The sequence below is a fragment of the Azospirillum lipoferum 4B genome, from assembly GCF_000283655.1.
GTDB classification, from domain to species: domain Bacteria; phylum Pseudomonadota; class Alphaproteobacteria; order Azospirillales; family Azospirillaceae; genus Azospirillum; species Azospirillum lipoferum_C.
Genome location: NC_016587.1, coordinates 450,132 through 476,967, shown reverse-complemented (window position 1 = coordinate 476,967; position 26,836 = coordinate 450,132). Strand labels below are relative to the sequence as shown.

General features: G+C 70.1%; 20 protein-coding genes. 7 read left to right on the top strand and 13 right to left on the bottom strand.

What is annotated here, in order from left to right:
- Positions 1-22: 22 nt before the first annotated feature.
- From AZOLI_RS26405 to AZOLI_RS26380, 6 genes are all read right to left on the bottom strand, one after another.
- Complete coding sequence (locus AZOLI_RS26405) at positions 23-1,123, bottom strand: ABC transporter permease (RefSeq protein ID WP_014189714.1); 1,101 nt, start codon at positions 1,121-1,123, stop codon at positions 23-25.
- Entirely contained in the window at positions 1,120-1,992 is an 873-nt protein-coding gene (locus tag AZOLI_RS26400) for an ABC transporter permease (RefSeq protein ID WP_044553219.1), read from the bottom strand. Before AZOLI_RS26400 ends, AZOLI_RS26405 begins: the two co-directional genes overlap by 4 nt.
- Positions 1,982-2,794 (bottom strand): ABC transporter ATP-binding protein, encoded by an 813-nt coding sequence (locus AZOLI_RS26395; RefSeq protein ID WP_044553391.1) that lies wholly within the window; start codon positions 2,792-2,794, stop codon positions 1,982-1,984. Before AZOLI_RS26395 ends, AZOLI_RS26400 begins: the two co-directional genes overlap by 11 nt.
- Before the next feature lie 513 nt (positions 2,795-3,307).
- The gene (locus tag AZOLI_RS26390; protein WP_014189711.1) at positions 3,308-4,522 is read right to left on the bottom strand and encodes a threonine ammonia-lyase; all 1,215 of its coding nucleotides are present in this window, start codon (positions 4,520-4,522) and stop codon (positions 3,308-3,310) included.
- Positions 4,519-7,227 carry a penicillin acylase family protein gene (locus tag AZOLI_RS26385; RefSeq protein WP_014189710.1) on the bottom strand — a complete coding sequence of 903 codons (2,709 nt, stop codon included), beginning with the start codon at positions 7,225-7,227 and terminating at the stop codon, positions 4,519-4,521. Before AZOLI_RS26385 ends, AZOLI_RS26390 begins: the two co-directional genes overlap by 4 nt.
- A 164-nt stretch (positions 7,228-7,391) precedes the next feature.
- Positions 7,392-9,731 carry a hybrid sensor histidine kinase/response regulator gene (locus tag AZOLI_RS26380; RefSeq protein ID WP_014189709.1) on the bottom strand — a complete coding sequence of 780 codons (2,340 nt, stop codon included), beginning with the start codon at positions 9,729-9,731 and terminating at the stop codon, positions 7,392-7,394.
- A 158-nt stretch (positions 9,732-9,889) separates the two neighbouring features.
- Here AZOLI_RS26380 and AZOLI_RS26375 point away from each other — a divergent pair, with 158 nt between their 5' ends.
- Positions 9,890-10,483, top strand: a complete 594-nt coding sequence (locus AZOLI_RS26375; RefSeq protein ID WP_014189708.1) for a hypothetical protein — start codon at positions 9,890-9,892, stop codon at positions 10,481-10,483.
- A 4-nt stretch (positions 10,484-10,487) separates the two neighbouring features.
- Here the strand turns inward: AZOLI_RS26375 and cbiB are convergent, their stop codons facing one another.
- Entirely contained in the window at positions 10,488-11,450 is a 963-nt protein-coding gene (gene cbiB / locus AZOLI_RS26370) for an adenosylcobinamide-phosphate synthase CbiB (protein WP_014189707.1), read from the bottom strand.
- Positions 11,451-11,519: 69 nt separating this feature from the next.
- Between cbiB and cobD the strand changes: the two genes are divergently transcribed.
- Positions 11,520-12,656, top strand: a complete 1,137-nt coding sequence (cobD, locus tag AZOLI_RS26365) for a threonine-phosphate decarboxylase CobD (protein ID WP_014189706.1) — start codon at positions 11,520-11,522, stop codon at positions 12,654-12,656.
- Between the two features lie 118 nt (positions 12,657-12,774).
- The gene (locus tag AZOLI_RS26360) at positions 12,775-14,463 is read left to right on the top strand and encodes a diguanylate cyclase (RefSeq protein ID WP_014189705.1); all 1,689 of its coding nucleotides are present in this window, start codon (positions 12,775-12,777) and stop codon (positions 14,461-14,463) included.
- Between the two features lie 11 nt (positions 14,464-14,474).
- On the opposite strand, the gene AZOLI_RS26355 is transcribed toward AZOLI_RS26360, so the two are convergent.
- Both AZOLI_RS26355 and AZOLI_RS26350 read right to left on the bottom strand, forming a co-directional pair.
- Entirely contained in the window at positions 14,475-15,377 is a 903-nt protein-coding gene (locus AZOLI_RS26355) for an ATP-binding response regulator (RefSeq protein ID WP_014189704.1), read from the bottom strand.
- Between the two features lie 132 nt (positions 15,378-15,509).
- Positions 15,510-18,863, bottom strand: a complete 3,354-nt coding sequence (locus AZOLI_RS26350) for a response regulator (RefSeq protein WP_014189703.1) — start codon at positions 18,861-18,863, stop codon at positions 15,510-15,512.
- A 424-nt stretch (positions 18,864-19,287) separates the two neighbouring features.
- On the opposite strand from AZOLI_RS26350, the gene AZOLI_RS26345 reads away from it, so the two are divergent.
- Together AZOLI_RS26345 and AZOLI_RS26340 are read left to right on the top strand one after the other, a co-directional pair.
- The gene (locus tag AZOLI_RS26345; RefSeq protein ID WP_044553216.1) at positions 19,288-20,097 is read left to right on the top strand and encodes a substrate-binding periplasmic protein; all 810 of its coding nucleotides are present in this window, start codon (positions 19,288-19,290) and stop codon (positions 20,095-20,097) included.
- An 82-nt stretch (positions 20,098-20,179) separates the two neighbouring features.
- The gene (locus tag AZOLI_RS26340; RefSeq protein WP_014189700.1) at positions 20,180-20,806 is read left to right on the top strand and encodes a glutathione S-transferase family protein; all 627 of its coding nucleotides are present in this window, start codon (positions 20,180-20,182) and stop codon (positions 20,804-20,806) included.
- Between the two features lie 205 nt (positions 20,807-21,011).
- Here the strand turns inward: AZOLI_RS26340 and AZOLI_RS26335 are convergent, their stop codons facing one another.
- From AZOLI_RS26335 to AZOLI_RS26325, 3 genes are read right to left on the bottom strand one after another with little or no spacing between them, the layout of a single operon-like run.
- The gene (locus tag AZOLI_RS26335) at positions 21,012-21,338 is read right to left on the bottom strand and encodes a DUF1244 domain-containing protein (protein ID WP_014189699.1); all 327 of its coding nucleotides are present in this window, start codon (positions 21,336-21,338) and stop codon (positions 21,012-21,014) included.
- A gap of 32 nt (positions 21,339-21,370) precedes the next feature.
- Entirely contained in the window at positions 21,371-22,597 is a 1,227-nt protein-coding gene (locus AZOLI_RS26330; protein ID WP_014189698.1) for a DUF2478 domain-containing protein, read from the bottom strand.
- Positions 22,598-22,645: 48 nt separating this feature from the next.
- Positions 22,646-22,888 carry a sulfurtransferase TusA family protein gene (locus tag AZOLI_RS26325; protein WP_044553212.1) on the bottom strand — a complete coding sequence of 81 codons (243 nt, stop codon included), beginning with the start codon at positions 22,886-22,888 and terminating at the stop codon, positions 22,646-22,648.
- A gap of 149 nt (positions 22,889-23,037) precedes the next feature.
- Here AZOLI_RS26325 and AZOLI_RS26320 point away from each other — a divergent pair, with 149 nt between their 5' ends.
- Positions 23,038-24,030: an SDR family oxidoreductase gene (locus AZOLI_RS26320; protein WP_014189696.1), complete on the top strand. Its 993-nt coding sequence runs from the start codon at positions 23,038-23,040 to the stop codon at positions 24,028-24,030.
- 171 nt (positions 24,031-24,201) lie between these two features.
- Positions 24,202-25,452: an Hsp70 family protein gene (locus AZOLI_RS26315; RefSeq protein WP_014189695.1), complete on the top strand. Its 1,251-nt coding sequence runs from the start codon at positions 24,202-24,204 to the stop codon at positions 25,450-25,452.
- A gap of 165 nt (positions 25,453-25,617) precedes the next feature.
- Here the strand turns inward: AZOLI_RS26315 and apbC are convergent, their stop codons facing one another.
- Complete coding sequence (gene apbC / locus AZOLI_RS26310) at positions 25,618-26,766, bottom strand: iron-sulfur cluster carrier protein ApbC (protein ID WP_014189694.1); 1,149 nt, start codon at positions 26,764-26,766, stop codon at positions 25,618-25,620.
- Between the last annotated feature and the right edge of the window lie 70 nt (positions 26,767-26,836).

Sequence of the window (26,836 nt, the reverse complement as noted above, 5' to 3'; positions counted from 1 at the left end):
GGTTCGGCTTGAAGGAAGGCGGTCAGCGTTTGCGCAAAGACGGGTGCCAGGCGGTGACGCGCCGCTCGGCCAGCGCCAAGGCGCCGTAGAGCAGCGATCCGGTGAGCGCGGCGACGGCGATGGTCGCCCACACCACGTCCAGATTCATCCGGGCGACCTGGGTGGAGATGCGGAAGCCCATCCCCACCACCGGCGTCCCGAAGAACTCGGCGACGATGGCTCCGATTAGGGCCAAGGTTGAGTTGATCTTCAGTCCGTTGAACAAAAAGGGCAAGGCGCAGGGAAGCCGCAGCATCGCCAGCGTGCGCCAGTAACCGGCGCCGTAGGACCGCATCAGGTCCAGTTGAATGCGCTCGGCGCTCTGCAGCCCGGCCAGCGTGTTGATCAGCATGGGGAAGAAGGTCATCACCACGATCACGGCGGCCTTGGACTGCCAGTCGAAGCCGAACCACATCACCATGATCGGCGCGATTCCCACCACCGGCACCGCGCTGGCGAGGCTGCCGAGCGGCAGCAGCCCGCGCGCCAGGAAAGGCACCCGGTCGGCCAGGATCGCCACGAGAAAGCCGGCGCCGCAGCCGATCAGATAGCCGCGCAGGACGGAGATCAGCACCGTCTGGCGGAAATCGTCCCACAGATCGGCGGCATGGACGGCGAAGGCGGCCAGCACCGCGCTGGGCGGCGGCAACAGGATGGTCGGGACCTGAAAGCCGCGGGTCAGGATCTCCCACAGCATCACCAGCGCCAGTCCGAACAGGGCGGGGCCGGCTAGCCGCGCCGGACCGCTGGCCTCCGCCAGCAGCGCCAGCACCCGCCACAGCAGCAGGGTGGCGCCGGCCAGATAGACCCACAAGCCGCCGGCCTGGGCGAGGCCATAGCCCTGCGTCAGCAGCACCAGCGGCGCGGCATAGGCGGCAGCAACCCCGGCCAGCAGGAGCAGGGCCTCGCCCAGTGTGGAACCGGGCAGGCGGCGGCCGAGGATCGTCGCAACGGTCACGGCGAACAGAGCCAGTGCGATGGGAAGCTGCGGCAGGAACAGGGTGGTGCCGTCCAGGCCGGCGAAGGGCAGCAGCGGGGCGGCCAGCATGACGAGCGGCCAGGGCGCCATGGTGGGACGCTTCATCGCGCACCTCCGCGGCCGCCCGGCACCAGCGCCCGTTCGGCGAGGCCCACCGCGGCGACCAGCGTGACGCTCAGCAATGCTGCCATCACCAGGGCGCTCCAGATCTGCACGGTCTGGCCATAATAGGAGCCGGACAGCAGCCGCGCGCCCAAGCCCGCCTGCCCGCCGGTCGGCAACTCGGCGACGATGGCGCCGACGACGCTGGCGGCGACCGCGATCTTCAGGCTGGTGAACAGGTAGGGCAGGGAGGCCGGCAGGCGCAGCAGGCGGAAGGTCTGGGCCGTCCCGGCGCTGTAGGTCCGCATCAGGTCCAGCGTCAGCGGATCGGCGGAGCGCAGCCCCTTCACCATGCCGATGGTGATCGGGAAGAAGCACAGATACATGGCGATGATCGCTTTGGGCAGCAGTCCGGTGAAGCCCATGTTGCCGAGGATGACGACGATCATCGGCGCGATGGCCAGGATCGGCACGGTCTGGGAGGCGATGACCCAGGGCAGCAGGCTCGATTCCAGCGTGCGCGCCTGGACGATCCCCGCCGCCAAAGCCACCCCCAGAACCACCCCCATGCCGAAGCCGGCCAGCGCCGCCCCGGCGGTGACGCCGGTGTGGTAGAGCAGGTTGCGGATGCTGGTCACCGGATGGCCGGTCAAGGATTTGTAGAGGTCGACCGCCACCTGATCCGGCGTCGGCAGGATCGGCCGCTTCATCGCCAGCGTGGCGCGGATCAGGTCGGCGGTGGTCCAGCTTTGGCCGGCGCGGGTCAGCGCATCCGTCGCCATCGGCGCGTTCAGCCAGACGGCACCCGCATACCACAGCACCAGAACCGCCAGCGCCATCGCGGCGACCGGAAGGGTGGTTTTAGTCGTCATAGCTGTGGCCCTCCATCAGCCCTTCGCGGACGCGGTGGGCGATGCGCTGGAACTCCGGGCTTTCGCGGATGTCCAGCGTGCGCTCGCGCGGCAGCTCGCCGTCGCAGTCGATGACGTCGAGGATGCGGCCGGGGCGCGGGCTCATCACCACGATGCGGGTGGAGAGGAACACTGCCTCGGCGATGGAGTGGGTGACGAAGATGCAGGTCTTGCGGGTGCTCAGCCACAGGCGGGTGAGCTGGAGGTTCAGATGGTCGCGGGTGATCTCGTCCAGTGCGCCGAACGGCTCGTCCATCAAAAGCAGGTCGGGGTTGAAGGCGAGCGCGCGGGCGATGGACACCCGCTGCTGCATGCCGCCGGACAGCTGCCAGGGGAACTTGCGCTCGAAGCCCGACAGCCCGACGAGGCCCAACTGCTCGCGGGCGCGCTGCTGCCGTTCGGCCTTGGGCAGCCCCATGATCTCCAGCGGCAGCGTGACGTTGCGCTCGACCGTGCGCCATGGATAGAGCGCCGGGGCCTGGAAGACATAGCCGTAGGCCCGCTTCAGCCGTGCCTGTTCCGGCGTCATGCCGTTGACCGTCACCTCGCCGGAGGTCGGCTGCTCCAGGTCGGCGACCACCCGCATCAGCGTGGTCTTGCCGCAGCCGCTGGGGCCGATCAGCGAGATGAAGTCGCCCTTGGCAATCGACAGGCTGACGTCGCTCAGCGCGTAGACCGGATGGTCGGCGGCCTGATAGGTCAGGGTCAGGTTGCGGATGTCGACGATGGTGCGCGGCGCCGGTTCGGCGGCCGGCGGAACCAGAGTGAGCGGTGCGGGCTGGGCGGCTGGCACGGCGTTCGTCCCTTCGCGTTGGCGTCTCTCGCAGGGGACTGGAGCAAGAAGCGAGCCAGCCCGGCCGATGGGGCTGGCATCGCGTGGCAGAACGTTGTTTTCACTGCGGGAAAACCTGTCTGATGGGACAGGAACTGACGGGACGGACAATCTGCGGACCGGGCGCTGTTCCGGCAGGCGCACAATTTTCGGGCCGAGTCTGTCCGGCTGGTCAATTTTCAGGCAGTGGCGGGAAAAGACCCTCTCCCGTCGCGGGAGAGGGCATTCACACAATTCCAGGCATCGCTCAGCTTCTGAGACAAAAGGAACTTTGCGTCATCCCCGCGAATGCGGGGATCCAGGAAACTCCGCGGATCAGCGGTGGATGTGGCTGGATTCCCGCCTTCGCGGGAATGACGGCCGACAAAATTGCTTTATTTCAACGTCTTAAGTGACGCTGAGATGTGTGAATCGCCCTCTCCCATCGAGGGAGAGGGTTTGCCGTCACCCCACCTCGACCATCAGGCTGGTCGGGTAGCCGGCGTCCTTCATGCGGGCGATCAGGGTCTCGACATGGGTCTGGTTGCGGGTTTCCAGGACCACGTCGACCTCCGCCATCTTCACCGGCACATTGTGGAACAGGCGCTGGTGATGGACCTCGACGATGTTGGCGCCGGCCTCGCCCAGCAGGCGGGTGACGCGGGCCAGCGCGCCGGGGGCGTCGGTGATGCCGATGCGCAGGCGGACGATGCGGCCCTCATAGACCAGCCCGCGCATCAGAACCTGGGCCATGATGCGGGAGTCGATGTTGCCGCCCGACAGCACGATGCCGACCTTTCGGTCGCGGTAGCGTTCCGGCTGCTCCAGCACGGCGGCGAGTGCCGCCGCACCGGCCCCTTCGGCGACCTGCTTCTGCACGGTGGCGAGGCGGTAGACCGCTTCCTCCAGCCGCGCCTCGCCCACCTCCACCACCTCGCCGACCAGGGCGCGGATGATCGGCAGGGTCAGGGCGCCGGGCGCCTTCACCGCGATGCCTTCCGCCACCGTGGCGCCGCCGCAGGTGATCGGCTGTCCGGCCAGCGCCTGCCGCACCGCGGGGTAGAGGCTGCACTGGACGCCGACGATCTCCAGGTCCGGCCGCAGTGCCTTGGCCGCCGTCGCCATGCCGGCGATCAGCCCGCCGCCGCCGATGGGGATCACCAGCACGTCGAGGTCAGGCACATCCTCCAGCAGTTCCAGCGCCGCGGTGCCCTGGCCGGCGGCCACCAGAGGGTCGTCATAGGGATGGACGAAGGTCAGCCCGTCGCGTGCGGCGAGGTCATGGGCGAAGGCGGCGGCCTCGCTCAGCGTTTCGCCATGCAGCTCGACGGTGGCGCCGAGATTCTCGGTGCGCTCCACCTTGGTGAAGGGGGTGAAGGCGGGCATGACGATGGTGGAACGGATGCCGAGCCGCGTGGCGTGGCAGGCCACCGCCTGGGCATGGTTGCCGGCGGACATGGCGATGACGCCCGCGCGGCGCTCCGCCTCGCCCAGCGACAGCAGCTTGTTCAGCGCGCCACGCTCCTTGAAGGAACTGGTGGCGTGCAGGTTCTCCAGCTTCACATGCAGCCGGCATCCCGCCATGTCCCCCAGGCGGGGCGCCTCTACCGTGGGCGTCCGGGGCAGGTGCCCCGCGATGCGCGCCGCGGCGGCGCGCACGTCCTCCAGAGTTATGGTCATTTGTTGGTTGTCCCGGTGTTGCGTGGTGTGAGTGTCAGCACCTCCGCCCCTGCCGAGATCAGCGTGCCACGGTCGCCGGCCAGACGCAACGCGCCTCCGTCGCGCCACATCTCCACCAGATCGCCCCAATGGCGGGACCAGATGTTGCCGGACTGCCCGGTGGCGATCACGAAGCGGGAATTGTCCAGGTCGGCCAGATCGTAGACCGCGCGGAACCCGGCGCCATGGACATGGCGGAACGGATTCGTGGCGCTGCGGATGGTCGTCGATCCGCGGTTGACGGTGAAGAAGTCGCCGTCGGTCTCCACCGACACATCCGCCATCCCGCCGATCAGCGGCAGGCGGCTCAGCATCCGGTGGGAGAGATCGGCCTTGTGGTCGTCACCCCAGCGCCAGCTCTTCGGGTTGGAGCCATGGCGCTCGGCCAGCGCCGCCACCGCGGTCTCCAGCGACCGGCCGATCATGTCGGCACAGCTTTCCTTCTGCGGGGTGGTGACGTCGTCGCACCACTCCGGCCGGTCGTGGATGACGCGGCGCAGCGCCTCCGGCCGCAGATCCCAGTAGGCGGCGAAATCGGAGCCGAGTTCGTCGGCGAAGACCGCCCGGACCAGCTCCCGCAGCCACATGGTGAAGATCAGCGGTTCCGGCCGCTCGCGGTCCATCCGGCCGTCCCAGCTGCGCAGCAGCGCCGCGGCGTCGCTGGCAAGGCCCGGAGGCGTCGGGTATTTCAGCAGCTCCGGCAGGAAATCGCGGGCGGGCAGCGAGACGATGTCCATCTGCTGGCGCGCCACATCCTCGACGGAATGGCGTCCGGCACCCAGCATCTCGACGATGCGCCTGGCGCGCGACGGGTCCGGCCATTCGGTGGCGAGGCGGTAGGGATAGTCGCGCCCGACCACCGCGTTGTTGGCGTTGACGAACTGGCCCGACGGCGGGTTCACCGCCTGCGGCAGCGCGTAATAGGGCAGGAAACCGGTCCAGTCATACTCGCCGGTCCAGCCCGGAACCGGCACGCTCCCGTCGCCCTTGCGGCGGATCGGCACCCGGCCGGGGGTGATGAAGCCGACCTCGCCGGTCACGTCGGCATAGACGACGTTCTGTTGCGGGGCGACATGCAGGCGCAGGGCGTCGCGCGCCGCTTCCGCCGTCGCGGCATGGTTCAGGCGGTAGAGCGCCTCGGCACTGGTGTCGTCGTCGGCGAGGCCGGGGAAGGACAGCGCCAGCACCGGGCCTGCTGAGCCGCCCCCGGAGCTGTCTGCCGGCGGGGCGTCCAGGTCGGAGATGACGGGGCCGTGGCGCGTGCTGCGCACGGTCAGCGTCTGCGATGCCTCGCCGGCGATGGCGATGGTCTCGGCCCGCGTCTCGAAGGGCTCGCTGCCGTCGGGGGTCAGATAGCGGCTCGGGTCCTGCGGGTCGGGCTTTTCGACGAACAGGTCCTGGGTGTCGCTGTGGGTGGTGGTGAAGCCCCAGGCGACCTTGCCGTTGTGGCCGAGGATGGTCAGCGGCACGCCCGGCACGGTGGCCCCGGCGCTGGTGAAGCCCGGCGTCACGATGCGGGCGAGATACCAGAGGATCGGCGCCTCCAGCCCGAGATGCGGATCGTTGGCGAGGATCGGCTTGCCGGTGGTGGTGCGCGCGCCGGTCAGCACCCATTCGTTCGACGCGGTGTCGAAGCCCATCTGCGGCAGGGCCGCCAGGGTGCGGCGCACCATGTCCCGCATGTCCATGCCGCGCAGCTCGCCGGCCAGCGTGGTGGGCGATCCCGGAGCCTCGGACGGGAACAGGTCGTCGATCTGCTGCGGCGACAGCCGCTCCAGCACGCGGGAACGGAACAGCTCGTCGCGGTAGTTGGCGGACAGCTGCAGCGCCATCAGTTTCGCCCAGACCAGGCTGTCGGTGACGGTCCAGGGCTCCGGCGTGTGGCGCAGAAGCTGGAATTCGAGCGGCAGCGCTTCGGAGCGCGTTTCGAGATAGGCGTTAACGCCCTCGGCATAGGCGTCGAAGGCGGCGCGGGCATCGGGCGACAGGGTGGCGGCCATCGCCTCGGCCGAGCGGCGGATCCCCAGCGTGCGCATCAGCCGGTCGGTGCGCAGCGCGAAGTCGCCGTACTTCACACCGATCAGCTCGGCCAGCCGGCCGGCGCCGGCCCGGCGCATCGTCTCCATCTGCCACAGCCGGTCCTGTGCGTGGGCATAGCCCAGCGCGCGGTAGGCGTCGCGCTCGGTCGCGGCGAAGATGTGGACGACGCCCCGGTCGTCGCGGACGATCTCCGCCGGGGCGCCGCTGCCGGGGATGGCGACGGTGCCGCTGGTCTGCGGCTGCTGCGCCCGCATCCACAGATAGGTGCCGAGCAGAGCCACCGGCGGCAGCAGCACCAGAACGCCGGCGACCGCCGCGACCTTGCCCCAGCGTCCGCGCGGCAGCCGGAAGCGCGGACGGTTCGGCGGAGGCGGGGCATAGGGAGGCTGCGTGCCGTAGACCGGCTGGCCGGCATAGGGGGGCGGGGCGGGCTGCTGCGGATAGGGCGCGCCGGGATAGGGCGTGCCCGGATACTGGACCGGCCCCTGCTGAGTCGGGTGCGGCGGATAGCCGGCGGGGGGAGGCGCAGCAGGCGGCGAAGCGGAGCGGGACAGCGCCCGCGCCAGGGCGGCGCGGAGGTGGAAAGCGCAGGTCTCGCCGGCGCGGATCAGGGAACGGCGCAGCATCACGGTCCGTGAGAGAGAATGGGGCGGCGACGGGCGGGGGTCGCCAGGGGCACGGGCGGGTGGCGGATGCTAGTTCCCGACCGTCTGTGCGTCCAGGGTTGCATGGGTGGAGTCGGCCGCTTTTTCGGATCTGAACCCTCGGGCGGTCTCCTCCGGCGGCTCCCTCAGGCTGCGGAAGTCAGGATTTCCCGCAGCATGGGGGCGGACACCGGCTTGTGGACCAGGCGGTGGCCGCTGCGCTGGACCTCGGCGATGCGGGCGGGGTCGGTGTCGCCGGTCAGCACCACGGCGGGAACGCGCACGCCGCAGACGCCGTAGATGTCGCGGATCGCCTCCACGCCGGTCCGGCCTTCGCGCAGGCGGTAATCGGCGACGATCATCGCCGGCTGGCGTCCCAGATTCAGCAGCGATTGGATCGCCTCGTCGGCCGACACCGCGGCGACCACGTCGTATCCCCATTCCTCCAGCATCGCGCGCATGCTCAGCAGGATGATGGTGTCGTCGTCGACCACCACGATCAGGCCCTTCGCCCGCGCCGGCTCCACCGGCAGGCGCACCGGCTTCGGGATCGGGCGCGGCACCGCCGTCGGCAGGTCGAGGAAGAAACCGCTGCCCCGCCCGGGCGTGGAGTGCACGGTCACCTCGTGCTCCAGCAGCCCGGCCAGCCGCCGCACGATGGCGAGGCCGAGGCCGAGGCCCTTGCGCCGGTCGCGCTCCGGGTTGGCCAGCTGGGTGAACTCCAGGAAGATGTCCTCTGTCTTGTCGGCGGGAATGCCGATGCCCTGGTCCAGCACGGCCAGCCGCAGCCCGCCGCCCCGATGCAGGCAGCCGATCAGGATTTCACCCCGCTCGGTGTAGCGGATGGCGTTCTCGATCAGGTTGCGCAGGATGCGCTCCAGCAGGGCGGGATCGCTGCTGGTCCAGGCCGAGGTCGGGACATGGCGCAGCGTCAGGCCGGATTCGCCGGCGCGGATGCGGTATTCCTCCGCCAGCCGGTCCAGCAGCGGGCCGAGCGCGAATTCGGTGACGCTGGGCTTCACCACCCCGGCATCCAGGCGCGAGACGTCCAGCAGGCTGTCCAGCATCACCCGCAGGCCGGTCAGCGATTCGGTCATGCTGGCCAGAAGCGGGGCGGTCGGGTGATCCTCCAGCTTGTCCGATAACGCGTGGGCGAAGAAGAACAGCGATTGCAGCGGCTGGCGCAGGTCGTGGCTGGCGGCGGCCAGGAACTTCGTCTTGGCGCGGTCGGCGCGCTGGGCGTCGTCGCGGGCGTGCACCGCCTCGATCCGCGCGGCCTCCGCCTCGTCGCGGGCGCGCAGGATCGCCTCCTCCGCCGCCTTGCGGGCGGTGATGTCGCGCATGATCCCGGTGTACATGCGCCGCTTGCCGACATGCCATTCGCCCACCGACAGGTCGAGCGGGAAGGTGGTTCCGTCCTTGCGCAGCCCTTCCACCTCGCGGCCGATGCCGACGATCCGCCGCTCTCCCGTGCGGTGGTAGCGGTCGAGATAGCCGTCATGGGCGGTGCGGTAGGGCTCCGGCATCAGCATGTTGACGTTGCGGCCGATCACCTCGTCGGCGCGGTAGCCGAAGGTCTTCTCCGCGGCATGGTTGAAGGACTGCACGGTGCCGTGGTCGTCGATCAGGATGATGGGATCGACCGCGGTGTCGACGATTGCACGGTAGCGCGCCTCCTGCTCCGCCGTGCGGTCCGCCTGCTGCCGGCGGTCGAGCAGGGAGGACAGCAGGGCGAGGCACAGCAGCAGCAGCGTCCCGAGCCCGGTCAGGACGGCGAGAAGGGTGGGGGACAGTGCGATTCCCTGGTCCGTGGCGGCCACTCCCGGTTGGTGTGCAGTGCGGTGGGCGGGCGCCGGGGCCGGTGCGGCGGCGCCCAGCTCCGTCACCGGCTCCATGCCCGCGGCGGCCATGCCGGTATAATGCATCGCCACCACGCCCAATCCCAGCAGGATGGCACCGGCGGCGCGCTGCAGCGGGCGCCGGGTGCGGAAGGCCAGCCACAAGGCCACGGTCGAGGCGACGATGGCGATGGCGACGGAGACGGCGACCAGAAGGAGGTCGTAGGACAGCTCCATGTCCATGCGCATGCCCGCCATTCCCACATAGTGCATGCCGACGATGCCGAGACCGGTGAGTGTTCCGGCAATGCCGAGGGTGAAGCGGCGCGGCCGGTTGCAGGCCACGGCGAACAGCCCGGCACCCGATACGGCGACCGCCAGCAGGAAGGACAGCGCCGTCAGCCCGGCGTCGTAGCCGATCGGCACATCGCTGCGGTAGGCCAGCATGCCGATGAAATGCATCGACCAGATCCCGGCGCCCAGCGCCAACGCCGCGCCGGCAAGCCGCCGCACGTCGCCGCGGCGGTCATTCCGGACACTGCCCTCGCCGATGCGGGCATGATTCGCCAAATCGAGGGCGACGTAACCGCCGAACACGGCGATGACGTAGGATAAGGCGACGAGCAGTGGATCGTAATGGCCGGGCACGGGGATCGTTGCGGGTTGTGCGGATCGATCGGGTTTGTAGCGATATCGTTTGCATATGTGCGGAGACAATTGAGGGGACAGTGCCAGTCCCTTCCTACGAACGAAAGGCTCGCCTTGGTGGTAGACTGCGACCTACGCCGTATGGCGGGATACGACGGATGATCAAGCCTTCCTCTTCCGGGCAGCCGAACGGCCATGATTCTCCCGAACGGCCGGCCCCTTCGCGCCTCCGTTCCCGCTCGGCGGCGGGCCGCCTGCTGCGTCCGGTGGGGACGCTGGCGGCATTGGCGTACTTCCTTCTGGATGCGCTGGCCTATTGGGTGGTGCGGCCGGTCCTGCGCCGGATCGCGCAGATTCCGGTCTTCGCGCGCATCGGCCGCCGGATCGGCGCCTGGATCGCCGGGCTGGGACCCTACCCGTCGCTGCTGCTCGTCCTGGTGCCGCTGGCCTTGCTGGAGCCGGCGAAGCCGGTCGGGGCGTGGCTGTTCGCCACCGGGCGGCCGCTGGCCGGCGTCGCCGTGATCGCCGGGGCGGAACTGGTGAAGATCACCCTGGTGGAGCGGCTGTTCCACATCGCCAAGCCGAAGCTGCTGACCATCGGCTGGTTCGCCCGCGGCTACGGCCGGGTGACCGCATGGCTGGCCTGGCTGAAGGAGACCGCCCCCGTCCGCGCCGCCCGCCGCCTGCTGCGCGGGCTGCGCCGCGTCGCGCGCCGGATTTCCCTGATGGTGCGGCGGGCGGCGCGCCGCTGACGGATCAGCCCAGCAGCGCCAGCACCAGCGCCCCGCCGATCAGCAGACCGCAGGCTCGACGGTAGAGCGCCAGCGCGCGGCCGATGTCGGACGGGGTTGCGGCGGTGCGGCCGGCGCCGAGCCAGACATCCTCGATGCGGGTGGCGCCATAGACGCGCGGGCCGCCCAGCCGCAGGTCGAGCGCGCCGGCCATCGCCGCCTCTGGCCAGCCGGCATTGGGGGAGCGGTGGCGGTGGGCGTCCTGCCGCACGGACCGCCACGCCTGCCGCGGGTCGGCCCCCTCCATCATCCAGGCGGCCCCGACCAGCAGCAGGGCGGTCAGGCGGGATCCCGGCAAATTGACCAGATCGTCCAGCCGCGCCGCCGCCCAGCCGAAGGCCTCATGCCGTGGCGTGCGGTGGCCGATCATGCTGTCGGCGGTGTTGATCGCCTTGTAGAGCGCCAGTCCCGGCAGGCCCCCCACCAGCAGCCAGAAGGCCGGCGCCACCACCCCGTCGGAGAAGTTTTCCGCAAGGCTTTCGATGGCGGCGCGGGCGACCGCCGGCTCGTCCAGCGTGGCGGGGTTGCGGCCGACGATCATCGACACCGCCTTGCGCGCCCCCTCCAGCCCGCCGCTGCGGAAGCCGTCGGCGACCGCCGCCACATGGTCGTGCAGGCTGCGCTGGGCCAGCAGGGTGGAGGCGAGCGCCGCCTCGACCAGCCAGCCGAAGGGCAGCAACCGGCAGGCCCAGGCCACCGCCACCGCCACGCCGCCCACCGTCAGCAGCAGCACCGCCAGCGCCAGAACGCCGAACGCCTTGCGCCGGCCGAAACCGTCGTCCTGGCGGTTGAGTGCGCCGTCGAGCTGCGCGATAAGCGCACCGATCCACACCACCGGATGGCGGATGCGGGTATAGAGTGGGTCCGGATAGCCGGCCACCGCCTCGATCACGAGCGCGGCGGCGAGCAGGAAGGGATGAAGCGGCACGGGCGGGACGTTCCAGCGGATGGGGCGGCCGGCTGGCCGCGCGAGGGTGGACGTGAAGGAGGCGCGATCATGGCCGAAGACGGCACGGCGACCAAGCCGCGCGTGGTGGGCGGGGGAGGGGCGGGGAAGGGCGGCAGGCTGCTGCATGGCGGCGACCTGGACGGGGCGCGTGCCGCCTTCCCGGCGGCGCCCGAGCCCTGGGTCGACCTGTCCACCGGCATCAACCCCTGGCCCTATCCGCTGCCCCCGGTCCCGCCGCAGGCCTGGACCCGCCTGCCCGGCCGGGCGGAGGAGGAGGCGCTGCGCGCGGCCGCCGCCGCCTGCTACGGCGCGCCATCGGCGGAACTGGTGGCCGCCGCCTCCGGCTCGCAGGCGCTGATCCAGCTGCTGCCGCGCCTGCTGCCGCCCCGCCGGGTGGCGGTCATCGAGCCGACCTATGCCGAGCATGCCCGCTGCTGGGCGTTGGCCGGTCATGAGGTGCGCAGCATGGGGGGCACGGACCTCCCGGCCGCGGATGCGCCGGATGTCCTGGCCCCGGATGTCCTGATAGTTGTCAACCCCAACAACCCCGATGGCCGGCTCCTGCCGCCCGAACGGCTGCTGGAGCTGGCAGAGGCGCAGGCGGCGCGCGGCGGCTGGCTGGTGGTGGACGAGGCCTTCGCCGACATGGAGCCGGAGCAGAGCGTCGCCCGCTTTGCCGGCCGGCCGGGGCTGGTGGTCCTGCGCTCCTTCGGGAAGTTCTTCGGGCTGGCGGGCTTGCGGCTGGGGATCGCGCTGGCGCCGGCGGGGCTGGCGGCGGTCTTGCGCGATGCCGTCGGCCCCTGGGCGGTGTCCGGCCCCGGCCTGTCCATCGCCACGGCGGCGCTCGGCGACGGCGACTGGATCGCAGGGACGCGCGGCAGGCTGGAGGATGCGATGGCGCGGCTGCGCCGCCTGCTGTCCGGCGCCGGCCTGACGGTGGTCGGCGGCACCACGCTGTTCTGCCTCGTCGAGGATCGGCGGGCGCCCGACCTCTATCGTATGCTGGGGGAGTCCGGGATCCTGGTGCGCCGCTTCGAATTTCGGCCGGACTGGCTGCGCTTCGGGTTGCCCGGACCGGAGGAGGGCTGGCAGCGGCTTAGCGTCGCACTCGACGGCCATGGGTCCTGGAAGCAAGGCGGGGACAAGGTTGGGACGGTGCAACCGAGAAAAAAGTCAGCACCTTGAACAATCGCCGAAAATTTTATACACTCAACTGTTCTTAGAAGTCCAGGCGGAGCACTTCGACCCCTATGGGCCGCGCCGGCATTGCAGGGAAACGAAATTCTATGGGACACTGTGTGCCATGCTGGTTTCGAATGGCATGGCAATGATCTCCGACCGTGGCGTGCAGGACCTGCGGGATTCCGCATGGTCGGCCTACGACCGTTTGCCGGTGGGGGTTTGCATCGCCACGGCATCGGGGATGATCCGCTACGCCAACCCAACGCTGCACGGGCTGCTCGGCTGCGAACCGGACGGGCTGCCGGGGCGGAGCCTGTGCGAGTTCGACCTGGACCGCAGCCTGCCGCAGGCATGGCCGGCGCGTCGCACCGACGGCGCCGTCCGCTGGGTGACGGTGGCGGAAACGCCCCTGCCCGCGGACCCGTCCGCGGACGCCGACGGTAAGGGCGCCGACGGTCAGGACGCGGATACGCTGCGGATGCTGACGGTGACGGATGTCGATGCCCTCTGCCGGCAGGAGCCGGCGGCGGGCGGCGGCACCCCCTCCTCCTCCCACTCCTCCTGGCACCCCGGCCCCGCCGGGATGCCGATGGTCGACGCCCTGCTGGAGGCGGCCCCGGTGCCGCTGTTCGTCAAGGATGCCGACGGCCAGTACATCGCGGTCAACGACGCTTTCGCGCGCCTCACCGGCATCGGCAGGGCGGACATGCTGCGGCGGACCGCTTTCGCGCTGACCAGCCCCGACATGGCGAGGGAGCATGTCGGCCAGGACCGTGCGGTGATGGAGCGGGAGGGCAGCGTCCGCTATGAGGCGCCGGTCCGCACGGCGGAGGGCGCGATGCGCATGGTCAATCTGACCAAGACCGCCTTCCGCGACCAGGGCGGCAATCCGATTGGCATCGTCGGCGCCATCCACCAGCTGACGGAGACCCGCCCGAACGAGGAGCGGCTGGAAGCGATCCTGGAGCAGAGCCCGATCGGCGTCTCCGTTTCCCGCCGCGACGACGGGCGGATCGTCTTCGTCAACACCCGCTTCGCCGAACTGATCGGCCTGCCGCGGGAAAAGCTGATCGGCAGCCGCGCCCGCGACTATTACCTGGACAGCCACCAGCGCCTGCGCGTCCTGGAACGCCTGCGCGGCGGCGGCGGGGTCACCAACATGGAGGTCCAGTTCAAGCGGGCCGACGGGTCGCCCTTCTGGACGCTGTTCACCGTCAATCAGGCGGTGATCCAGGGCGTGCCGGTCAATCTGGCCTGGATCTACGACTATACCGAACGCCGCAGCATGGAAGAGGCGCTGCGCGACATGGCGTCGCGCGATCCGCTGACCGGCATCTACAACCGCCGTTCCTTCATGGAGCTGGCCCGCTCCCAGCTGGCCCGCGCCCATCGCTTTCACGAGCCGCTGTCGGTCTTCGTGCTGGATGTCGACCATTTCAAGCGGATCAACGACACCTTCGGCCATGCCACCGGCGACGACGCGCTGCGCATGGTCGCCGCCGGCTGCCAGGCGATCCTGCGGGAATACGACCTGCTGGGCCGGCTGGGTGGGGAGGAGTTCGTGGTGGTCCTGCCCGGCGCCACCGCCGACGAAAGCCGGGTGGTGGCCGAACGGGTGCGCCGCCACCTCGCCCGCATGCCGATCGAGGCGCCGGACGGCACCTTCCGCCTGACCGCCAGCATCGGCATCGCCGGGCTGGAGGGGGCGACGGACACGCTGGAGCGGGCGATCCACCGCGCCGACCTCGCGCTCTACCGGGCAAAGCATCTCGGCCGCAACCGCGTGGCGGTGTTCGAGCCGGGAATGTAGAAACCCGAAGGCTATACCCGGTCCAGATTGACGATCCCCACCACCCGGTTGCCGGTGCCGACGAAGGTCAGCTGGTCGAACCCGACCATGCGGGCCAGCGCGATGCCGCGGCCATGGGTGGCGTGCGATTGGGAGGCGTCGACCGACAGATAGCGGTTGAAGTCGAATCCCGGACCCATGTCGGTGACGGTGAAGATGACGCGGCTGTCGCTGCGCTCCACATGCAGGGTGGCGTATTTGTCGCGATGCTCCGACGACGCCAGCCGGGCTTCGATCTCGCGGGCCAGCATGCCGCTGGCCTTCAGCCGGCCCTTCGCCTCGAATCCGATGCCGAGATTGCCGTGTTCCACGGCGTTCACCAGGATTTCCGACAGGCCGAAGGTCAGGCTGTGCCCGGTGGAGGCGACCGACGACAGGGCAATGGCGAGATTCTGTGCCTCCTGCGGGGTGCGGAAGCGGAAACGCGCGTCGCGCAGCAACGCGATGGCGTCGGACCGCGACCTCAGGTCGCCCTGCAGGCTCTTCAGCCGGCCGGTCGTCTCCTCCGCCGCGCGGACGACGGACCGCAGCAGCGCGCCGTCATAGGGCTTGATCAGGTAATAGAACACCCCGGCGCGGATCGCCGCCGCGATCTCCGCACTGCTGTCGGAGATGGTCTGCACGATGACGGGGATGTCGGCCAGCTCCGGCACGCCCTTCATCCGTTCGTACAGCTCAAGCCCGTCGCCGTCGGACAGGCGGCGGTCGAGCAGCACCACATGGATCGCCGCCCCGTTGGCCGACAGGATCTCCCAGGCTTGCGCCGTGGTCGCCGCCTCCAGCGTCCGGTAGCCGATGCGGGCCAGATACCCGGCGACGATGGCGCGGGTCATTTCCTCGTCATCGACGACCAGAGCGGTGACGGCATCGGCCATGGTCTGCTTGGCTCCAGCGGTTCGCAACAGGGAGGGGGGTGAAATCCGCGGCATTTTACCGAATCCGCCCCTGCCGCACAATCACCGCGGCATTGCGCCGCAGCGTGATTCCCGATCTGCGTGAATCGCAGGTCAGCCGGCCTGGGCCTCCAGCGCCGCCGCCGCCAGGCGGGCGGCCTCCAGCTCCTCCGCGACACGCAGGCCGGCGGCGGGGGTCAGCGCGTGCCGGTCGCAGTGGCGGGCGGCGGCGACCAGAATGTGGGCGGTGGCGGCCAGCCGGTCGAAGCCGACATTGGCGGCGGAGCCCTTCAGGATATGCGCCTCCCGCTCGATGCCGGCGCAGTCGCGGCGGTCGATGGCACCGAGCAGCAGGTTGAGATGCGTGGGGCTGTCGTTGAAGAAGGTCTGCAGCAGCAGGGCGAAGCCGTCCTTGCCCAGGGCGTCGCGCAGCTCGTCGATCTTCTCCGCGTTGACGGTGGCCGGTTCCGGCCCGGCCGGCGGAGCGGGTGGCTGGCCCCCGGGATCGCCGCCCGGATCGCCGCCGGGATCGCCATCTTCCTCGCCGGCCGGCTTCGCGAAGCGGGCGATGGTGTCCAGCAGCTTGCGGGCATTGATCGGCTTGGACAGATAATCGTCCATGCCGGCTTCCAGGCAGATGGTGGCGTCGCCCTGCATCGCGTTGGCGGTCAGCGCCACGATGGGAATGCGGGTGGCCGGGCCGGACAGCCGGCGGATGCGCCGCGTCGCCTCCAGCCCGTCCATCACCGGCATCTGGACGTCCATCAGCACCAGATCGTAGCGGCGGGCGGACACCGCCTCCACCGCCTCCTCGCCGTTGGACACCGCCTCCGCGCTGTGGCCGGCCCGGCGCAGCAGCGCCAGCGTCAGCTGCTGGTTGACCGGATTGTCCTCCGCCACCAGCACGCGCACCCGCGGCTTTCCGCCGGGCTGCGCCGCCGGACCGGCCGGCGTCCGGGCGGGAAGCGGGACGACGTTGCCGGCCCGCGCGGGTGCCGGCCAGTCCGGCGCCGGATTCGCCTGATGTGCCTCCGGCCCTGACCGGCTCGGCCCCGATTGCGGCTCCAGCAGGCGGGCGAGGCACTGGCAGAGCGTGCTGAAGCGGATCGGCTTCGGCAGATGGGTGTCGACCGGCGCCCGTTCCGGCTCCTGCCCTTCCAGCCTTTGGGACGAGGCCAGCGCCAGACGGAGTCCCGCCAGCGCCGGATTGGCGCGGATGCGCTGCGCCACCTCCGGCCCGGTCAGGCCCGGCATGCGGTGGTCGAGGATCGCGGCGTCGAACGGATGGCCCGCATGGGCGGCGGCGACCAGCCGGTCCAGCGCCTGTTCGCCATTCTCCGCGGTCTCGGTCACGATGCCGAAGCCGTCCAGCTGCCGGGTCAGCAGGTCGCGGTTGACCGCGATGTCGTCGACCAGCAGCAGGCGGCGCCCGGCCCAATTGCCGGCGGGAGTCGGGGGATGGGCGCTGCCGGCGCCGCGCTTCAGCGGGATCGATACCCAGAAGGTGCTGCCGGCGCCCGGCTGGCTCTCCACCCCGATGCGGCCGCCCATCAGCTCCACCAGCCGCTTGCAGATCGCCAGCCCCAGGCCGGTGCCGCCATGACGCCGCGCGGGGGACGAGTCGATCTGGGTGAACATGGCGAACAGGCGGGGGCGCTCCTCCTCCGGGATGCCGATGCCGGTGTCGCGCACTTCGAAGCGGACGCGGACGCCGTCCTCCGCCGGCTGGTCCGGGTCGGCCGGCTCCTCGCTCAGCAGGATGGTGACGCTGCCGCTGTCGGTGAACTTCACCGCATTGCCGGCGAGGTTCAGCAGGATCTGGCGCAACCGCCCGGCATCGCCCAGCAGGGTGCCGCGCAGGCCGGGCGGCACGAAGCTGGCCAGGTCCAGCCCCTTGGCCACGGCGCGCGGCGCCAGGATCTCCGCCACGCTTTCCACCATCGGCACCAGTTCGAACTCGCCGACCTCCAGATCCAGGCGGCCGGCGTCGATCTTCGAGAAATCCAGGATGTCGTTAATGATGACCAGCAGCGATTCGGCGGAATCGCGGATGGTTTCGGCATAGTTGCGCTGTTCCGCCTCCATCGGCGTGTCGAGCAGCAGCCCGGCCATGCCGATCACCCCGTTCATCGGCGTGCGGATCTCGTGACTCATCGTCGCGAGGAATTCCATCTTGATGCGCTGCCCGTCCTCCGCCCGCTCCTTGGCGTCGCGCAGCGTGTACTCCAGCCGTTTCTCCTCCGTCAGGTCGCGCAGGATGGCGGCGTAGAGCGGTCCGGCCGCGGTCTTCACCAGGGCCATGGAGTAGGCCAGCGGGAAGCTTTCCTCGCCGTCCGGCGTCGCCCGGAGCGCGACGGTTTCCCCGCGGATCGCGGTGTCCATGGGGCGGTGGCCGCGCGCGATCTCCGACAGGGTGCGGGCGGTGGCCTCGCGCTTGTCCGCCGGCAGCAGGTCGGTCACCGGCCGGCCGACCAGCCCGCCCGCCGGGCAGCGGAAGATGGCGTGCGCGGCCGGATTGGCGGCTTCGATCACCCCGTCCGGCCGGGCGGTGACGATGCCCTCCGCCGCGGTGTCGACGATGGCCGACAGGCGGGCGTTCGCCTCCTCCAGCTCCTCCCCCTGCCGGCGCTGGGCGGCCAGCGACCGCGCCAGCAGCAGGCCGAACAGCCCGAGCAGCAGGGTCATGCCGCCCGACAGCAGGGTCGCCATCCACAGATCGTCGCGCCAGACGGCGAGCACGGCGGTCTGCCGCACGCTGACCGTCAGCACCAGCGGCCAGACCGGGGTGGTCCGGTAGGCGACGATGCGCGTCTCGGGGCCGGCGCCGATATCGGTGCCGGAATGGCGGAACACGCCATATTCCGCCTGGGGCAGGCGCTCGCGGAACAGCGGCGTCGCGGCGAAGGAGCGGCCGATCTCCTCCCCCGCCTGCGGCTGGACGGTCAGCAGCGTGCCGTCATAGCGGTAGAGCGCGATGCGGTCGGCCACCCCGGTCGCGTCGCCGCCCTGGACCGCGCGGTACAGCCCCTGGAAATAGTCGGGATTGACGGTGGCGACCACCACCGCCTGCAGCATGCCGTCGGCATCGCGCAACGCGCGGCTCATCGGCAGAAGCCAGCGTCCGGACCGTTCGGCCCCCGCCGCACGGTCCAGCAGGCCGCGGCCCGGCCGGGGATCGCCGATCGCCAGCCCGTTGCCCTTGCCGGCGGCCTGCAGGCGGAAGGCGTCCAGCTCCGTCAGGTAGGTGTCGGCGGGATGCGCGCCCTCCGTCGTGACCAGGATGCGGCCGGTGCGGTCGAGCAGGGTCAGCCCCCGCAGGTGCGGCGACCGCCGCAGCCGGTCGGTCAGAAGCGCCGCCAGATCGGGGCCGGGCCGGCCATCCTCGCCCGTCCAGCTGGCGTCGGACAGGGAATCGACGATCGCCGAGAGCGTGACGTCCACCGACTGCACCGTGCGGGTGGTCGACACCTCCAGCGCCGCGGCGAGGCTGGCGAGATTGACCTCCGCGGTTTCGAGCGCCGCCTTGCGCGCGGTGATCAGCTGCTGTCCCTGGTTGACCAGCAGGGCGAAGACGGCCAGAAGGGCAAAGGCGATGATGCCGCCGCGCTTCTGGAAAAGACCCTTCAGATCCGCTTTTGCTGGTGGCGAGGACAGGGCTTGCGTTCCGGACGGTCAGGTGTGGTCGAACGGGTTGGGTCGGGCAGGCATGGTCGTTCGCACCCGGCCCGGTGCCTGGCCGACGTTGGCTCTCGCGACAATAGCAGGTGCGCGGACCATACGCCAAGCATCCACTGCCGTTTGCAACCGGTCGATGCTAAGATGCCGCTCCGGCCGCATGGCATCGCGCCGCTGCGACGAAGAACAGGGTCGAGCGGTTAACGAAAGGTGTGACATGGCGACGCAGTTTCTTTGGGCTGTCTGCTGCACAATTCTGTCCCTTCTGGCTGTGGGCAACACCGTTCCGGCGATGGCGCAGGACGGGAGACTTCAGAAAATTGCAGCACAGAAGCAACTTCGTGTCTGCTCCTGGCCTGATTACTACGCGATCTCGTTCCGGAATCCGCGGACCGGCGCGCTGGAGGGGCTGGACGCCGAACTGGCGCAGGCCTTCGCCGCCGATCTCGGCGTGCAGTTGACGGTGGTGGAAAGCAGCTTTCCCCGCTTCATCGACGATCTGCTGGCCGACCGCTGCGACATCGGCATGTTCGCCATCGGCGCCACCCCGGCGCGGGCCCAGCGCGTGGCCTTCAGCCAGCCCTATCTGCGCAGCGGCATCTATGCGGTGACCACCCAGACCAACGACACCATCCGCCGCTGGGAGGATCTGGACCGTGGCGGCAATGTCGTGGTGGTGCAGAAGGACACCTATATGGACGGCTACGCCCGCAGCGCGATGAAGTCCGCCCGCATCGTCGCCGTCACCCGCCCGCAGGAGCGCGAGGAGGAGGTGCAGGCCGGCCGCGCCGATGCCTTCCTGACCGACTATCCCTATGGCCAGCGCATGCTGGCCTTCCATCCCTGGGCGCGGCTGATCGTGCCCGACACGCCGGTCCAGCCGACGCCCTACGCCTATGCGGTGGCGCCCGGCGACGCGGCGTGGCTGGAGCGGGTCAACGCCTTCGTCGCCGCCATCAAGGCCGACGGACGGCTGGAGACCATTGCCGCCCGTTACAAGCTGACCCCCATCGTGGCGCGGGACTGAACCGCGCCATAAGAATGCGCCTGCGGGAACGATCCGGTTTAGGATATGTGGCGTGGTCCAGCATCCTCCTGGGGAACCGTCGATGATCCTGATCGGACAGTATGACTCGCCCTTCGTCCGCCGCGTCGCCGTCGCTCTGCGGCTCTACGGCATGGCCTATGAGCACCGGCCCTGGTCGGTCTTCTCCGACGCGGCGGAGCTTGCGCGCTTCAACCCGTTGAAGCGCGTGCCGACGCTGGTGCTGGACGACGGGGAGGTGCTGATCGAGAGCGGTGCCATCCTCGACCATCTCGACGAGGCCGCCGGGCCGGACCGCGCGCTGATCGCCAGCCAGGGTGCGGAGCGGCGCCGGGCGCTGAAGCTCTGTGCGCTGGCGACCGGGCTGGCCGACAAGGCGGTCAGCCTCGTCTATGAACGGGTCCTGCACAAGGAACGGTCGGATGTGTGGGTGGAGCGCTGCACCGGCCAGATCGGCGCCGTCCTCGACGTTCTGGAGGCCGACCGTGCCGCCGCGGCTGGGCCCTGGTGGTTCGGCGAGCGGATCGGCCATGCCGACATCGCCGCCGGCTGTGCCCTGCGCTTCGTCGGCGAAGCGCATGCCGCCGTCTTCGACCGGACCCGCTGGCCGGCACTTGCCGCGCATTCCGAGGCCTGCGAGGCGATGGCGGAGTTCCAGGCGGTGGTGCAGCCCTTTTCGATCAGCGCCTGAAGAACGAACTTCTTTGGCCGTCATTCCCGCGAAGGCGGGAATCCAGCTCTCTCAGCGGCTTAACCGCAGAGTTTCCTGGATCCCCGCCTTCGCGGGGATGACGCAAAGTTCTTGCAATTCCAAAAGCTTGGCTAGGCTTGAAGATATCTACACCTCCAAGCGCCTTTGGCAGGGAAAGGAGGGGGCGCCTTCCTGCGGCCGCGCCTTACCGGTGCCCGCTGATCTCCGCGTGCAGCGGCTTGGTGTCCTCGAATTTCTGCTGCTGTTCGGGGGTGGCGTCCTTCTGGTGCTTCTGCTTCCATTCGGAATAGGGCATGCCGTAGACGGCGATGCGGGCGTCCTCGTCGGACAGCGCGACGCCGCGCTCCTTGGCCGCCGCCGCATACCATTTCGACAGGCAGTTGCGGCAGAAGCCGGCGAGATTCATCAGGTCGATGTTCTGCACGTCGGTGCGCTTGCGCAGATGCTCGACCAGACCGCGGAAGGCCGCGGCTTCCAGTTCGATGCGGGTCTGGTGGTCCAGATCGGCCATGGGGTCTCTACTCCTCCGGTATTCTTGTTCTGTTAAGAGTGGGGTGGCCGGTGCAGCGTGACCATCCGGCCATGGGGATGAAAATCGCGCGAGCCGCCGCCGCCGGCGATGGTGCGGACCACCGCCTCGCGGTCGGTGGCGACGAAGCCGGCCAGCACGTCCACGCCATAGTCGAACAGGCGCGGGGTCAGCGGCGTGCCGGGACCGATCATCGCCACCCTTGCCCCGGCCGACACCCGCAGCAGGCGGGGCAGGGTGCGGTTGGCGAAGGCCGACGCGGTGACGGCCACCGCCTCCGCACCCGGCAGAAGCCAGTCGCAGGCGGCCTCCGGGTGCTCGCCCTCCTGCGGGGTCATGTCGATCACCTGGGCGCGCGGCATCCGGCGGGCGACCTGCGGGAAACCGCCGACCACCACGACGCGTCCTTCCACCGACGCGAACAGGTCCAGCCCGTTGCCGGGGACGCCTGCCACATCGGGACGGTTGTAATGGGCGTTCAGCGCCGCGACGCCCACCGAAATCTCCAGCGGATCCCAGGAGCGCGCGGCCATGGCCGCCAGATCGCGCAAGGACCGGCCGGCCCAGCGTCCGGGATCGTCGTCCGCCGCGGGGGCCTGCCGGGCGGCGACGCCCAGCCCCTCGCCGGTTTCCACCAGGACCCACTTGTCGCCGGTGATGACGCGGCGGACCTCGGCATCGGCGACGCCCTGCACCAGATCCGGGTACATCCGCTGCGGCCCCCACCAGCGCCACAGCGCGTCGGCGGTCGGCGACAGCAGGTCGCAGAAGCCGCCGGTCGCGGCCTGCCATTCGTTGAGATAGCGGCTGCCGACGCTGGTCAGCAGCGGGATGCCCTCCGCGATGGCTGTCAGCATCTCGTCCGACAGACCGTCGCCATGCGATTCCAGCCCGGCGAACTTGTTGACCACCAGCAGGTCGACGTTCGAGGCGACGGCGTCGCGGATGGCCTGGCTGGCTTCCGCCACGCCGGTCGGATCGACGCGGCAGGACTGCGATTCCCGGCCCAGCCGCTGGGTGATGTCATAGGCGCGGCCGGTCGCGACGTCGACCAGCTCCATCCGCTCCGCGCAGTCGTCGCCCGGCCCGTGGTTGCGCTGCACCAGCCCGCCGACGCGGAAGCCGCGCCGCTTCAGCTCCGCCGTGAAGCCGTCCAGCAGCGCGTCGACCCCGTACGAACCGGGGCCGTGGATCACGGCGCCGGGACGCAGGGGCGGCGGGGAGGCGGGGAGAAGCGGCATCGGGGTGGAACCTTTCGCGGTACGGCGGGGAGGGGAAGGACGGATGCCTCAGCCGCCCCGGCGGATGCGGTAGACGAAGACGGTCTTGTGGACCTCGTCCGGCTGGGTCTCGTGCGACAGCAGCGCGTTGTCGGTCGTGTTGCAGAAATGCTTGAAATCGATGACCGAGGCCGGATCGGTCGCCTGGACCACCAGCTCCTCCCCCGGTTCCATGCGGTCGAGCAGCGCCCGGGTGCGCAGGATTGGCAACGGGCAATGCAGCCCCTTAACGTCAAGCTCTCTCGCCGGCACCGCGCCCGCTCCACGATGGTTGAGGACGAAATCCTTACTCCGCCTGTGACTGTAGCGGGTTCGTGTCCGCTTCTCCAGACCCCGAGATTTTCCGTGGCCTGCGCTGTTGTACGGCCCAAAGACGGGATTTCGACGAAAGGATTGCGGTCATGGTGAAGCGTCTTGACGACAAGGTGGTGGTCATCACGGGCGCGTCCAGCGGCATCGGGCGGGCGACCGCGCTGGAATTCGCGCGCCAGGGTGCGGCGGTGATCCTGGCCGCCCGGCGGATGGCGGCCTTGCACGAGGTGGCGGAGGAGTGCGTGGAGGCCGGCGGCCGGGCGATGGTGGTGCCGACCGACGTCACCGACCGGCGGGCCATGCAGCATCTGGCCGACCGCGCCATCGAGGCCTTCGGCGGCATCGACATCTGGGTGAACAATGCCGGCGTCATCGCCTTCGGCCGGTTCGAGGACATCCCCGACGAGGTGTTCGAGCAGGTGGTGCGCACCGATTTCTTCGGCACCGTTCATGGCTGCCGCGCCGTGCTGCCCCATTTCCTCGACCGCGGCGAGGGGATCGTCATCAACACCGCGTCGATGGTGTCCAACATCGGCCAGCGCTATGCCACGCCCTACACCGCGGCGAAGTTCGCCGTGCGCGGCTTCTCCGAATCGCTGCGGCAGGAGCTGGTGGACGAGCCCGGCATCCATGTCTGCATGGTCATGCCGGCCTCCATCGACACGCCGCTGTGGCAGCATGCCGCCAACTACACCGGCCGGGCGGTGAAGCCGCTGAACCCCATCCACCCGCCGGAGGAGGTCGCCGCCGCCATCCTGGCGCTGGCCCGCAACCCCGAGCGAGAACGCTTCGTCGGCACCGAGGGCCGCATCGCCGCGGTCAGCAACGCCATGGCCCCGCAGCTGACCGAGCGGGCGCTCGCCCACACCATCGAGCGGGACATGTTCCAGAACCGCTCCGCTCCCGCCACATCGGGCGGCGTGATGACCGCGATGCCGGAATATCAGGGCGCCAGCGGCGGCTGGATCGAACCGAAGCCGCCGCGCCGCCCCTTCTCCTGGACCAACCTGACGCTGTTCCTGCTGCCGGTGGTGCTGGCCAGCCGGCCGCTGGGCAACGGGCGGACGCGGCACGTCTGGTGATGCCGCATCGGACGCCTCCTCCGATGGCCCGGCAGCGCGCTTGATCCGGCCCGCCCTGATTTTGTGGCCCTGATTCTGCGGCCTTGATCCGGTGGCTGGGAGCCGTTATACGCTCGCCCCTTTTCCGGTGCGGCGGGTGGCCGCAGCGGTCATCCGGGCAGGAGGCGGGACATGACGGCGTGCGGACTCGATTTCGGCACCTCGAACACGACGCTGGGCGTGCAGGACGCCGGCGGCTTCCGGCTTCTGGCGCTGGACGGCGTGCGCACCACCCTGCCGACGGCGGTGTTCTTCGATTTCGAGCATGACCGGACCACCATCGGCCAGGAGGCCATCGACGCCTATGTGTCGGGGGTGGAAGGGCGGCTGATGCGCTCAATCAAGTCGATGCTCGGCACCGACCTGATCGACGCCGACACCGCGCTGCGCAAGGGCCGCATCAGCTTCCGCGCGGTGATCGGCACCTTCCTCGATCTGGTGAAGGCGCGCGCCGAGCAGGCGCTGGGCGGAGAGTTGGGCGATGTGGTGGTCGGGCGCCCGGTCCATTTCGTCGACGGCGACCCGGCCGGCGATGCCGCGGCGGAGGAGACGCTCGGCCAGATCGCGCGGGCCGCCGGCTTCCGCAACGTCTCCTTCCAGTTCGAACCCATCGCCGCCGCGCTCGATTACGAGCAGCAGGTGGCGGGAGAGGAACTGGCGCTGATCGCCGATATCGGCGGCGGCACGTCGGACTTCTCGGTCGTGCGCATCGGGCCGGAGCGGCGCGGCAAGGCCGACCGGGCCGGCGACATCCTGGCCAACGACGGCATCCGCGTCGGCGGCACCGATTTCGACCGCGACCTCAGCCTAGCCACCGCGATGCCGGAGCTTGGGCTGGGCAGCGCCATGAAGCGCGCCGGGCTGCTGGCCCCGCGCAGCATCTATTTCGATCTGGCGACCTGGTCGAAGATCAACTTCCTCTACACCGCCAAGGCGATGGCCGAGCTGGAGCGGCTGCAGCGCGATTCCGCCGAGCCCGAGAAGATCGAGCGCCTGATCGGCGTCGTCGAGCACCGCCAGGGCCACGCGCTGGCGATGGCGGTGGAGCGCACCAAGATCGCGCTGTCCGACCGCGCGGCGGCGGAACTGGCACTGGATTGGGGCGACGGCGATCTGGCGCTGGCGGTGGACCGGGAGGCGCTGAACCGCGCCACCGGCTCGCTCGCCGCGCGCATCGGCTCGCGCATCCGCGACTGTCTGGCCGATGCGGGCGTGACCGCCGACCGCATCGACGCGGTGTTCCTGACCGGCGGCTCCACCCTGCTGCCGCAGGTGCGCGCGGCGATCCTGGCCGAGGCGCCGGACGCGCGGGTGGTGGAAGGCAACATCTTCGGCTCCGTCGGCCTGGGGCTGACGGTGGAGGCGCTGCGGCGGTATGGGTGAGGGTCGGCTTCGATTGCCCCACCCCAACCCTCCCCCGCCTAACGCGGGAGAGGGGGCTGCCGCCGCTCCGCGTTAAACTACTTTAACAAGCGTCCTACCCCCTCCACCGCCGGGAGGCGGGGGAGGGATGGGGAGGGGGCACCCGGTGAAGCACCCCCGCTTCCCTCACTGCACCACAATCCGCGGCGCGGCGCGGCCGCCGGTGCCGCCGCCGATCTTTTCCCACAGGCGGGTGGCGATGCGGCGGTAGGACTGGGCGTGCTCGGACTCCGGCTGCGACACCACGATCGGCTGGCCCTGGTCGGAGGTCTCGCGGATCGACAGGTGCAGCGGGATCTCGCCCAGGAACTCCATGCCCAGGTCGTCGGCTTCCTTGCGGGCGCCGCCGTGGCTGAAGATCTCGGTGCGGTGGCCGCAGTTGGGGCAGCAGAAATAGCTCATGTTCTCGATGATGCCCAACACCGGCACATCGACGCGGCGGAACATGTTCAGCCCCTTGCGGGCGTCCAGCAACGCGATGTCCTGCGGGGTGGAGACGATCACCGCGCCGGCCAGCGGCACCTGCTGGGCCATGGTCAGCTGGGCGTCGCCGGTGCCCGGCGGCATGTCCACCACCAGGATGTCGAGCGTGCCCCAGTTGACGTCGCGCAGCATCTGCTGCAGCGCGCTCATCACCATCGGCCCGCGCCAGATCATCGGCGTGTCCTCGGCCACCAGGAAGCCCATCGACATCACCTTGACGCCGTAATTCTCCATCGGCTCCAGGCGCTTGCCGTCGGGGCTGTTGGGCCGGCCGGCGATGCCCATCATGCGCGGCATCGACGGGCCGTAGATGTCGGCGTCGAGCAGCCCGACCTTCAGCCCGTTGGCGGCCAGCGCCAGCGCGAGGTTGGCCGAGGTGGTCGATTTGCCGACGCCGCCCTTGCCCGAGGCGACGGCGACGATGGCCTTCACGCCGGGGACCAGCGGCTTCTGCGGGTCGCCCTGCGCTGCGGCGCCATGGGAATGCCCGTGCGAATGCCCGCCATGCGAATGGCCTTGCTGCGGTGCGGCCTGGGGCGCTGCGCGGTGGGCGGTCAGCACGGCGGTGACCGACAGCACGCCGGGCAGGGCGTCCACCGCCTTCTCGGCGGCGTGGCGCAGCGGCTCCGCCTGGGCGCCGCGCTTGGGGTCGACTTCGATGGAGAAGGCGACATGGCCGTCACGCACCACGAGGCCCGACAACATGCCCAAGCTGACGATGTCGCCACCCCGGTCCGGGTCGACGACGGACTTCAGCGCCTGCATGACTTGAGCTTCGCTGATCTGCGCCATGGTTGAAAACTCCGCTATCTTCCCGATATTGGCGGATATCCGTTGGTGGAATCCTCGCCGAAGGGTATGG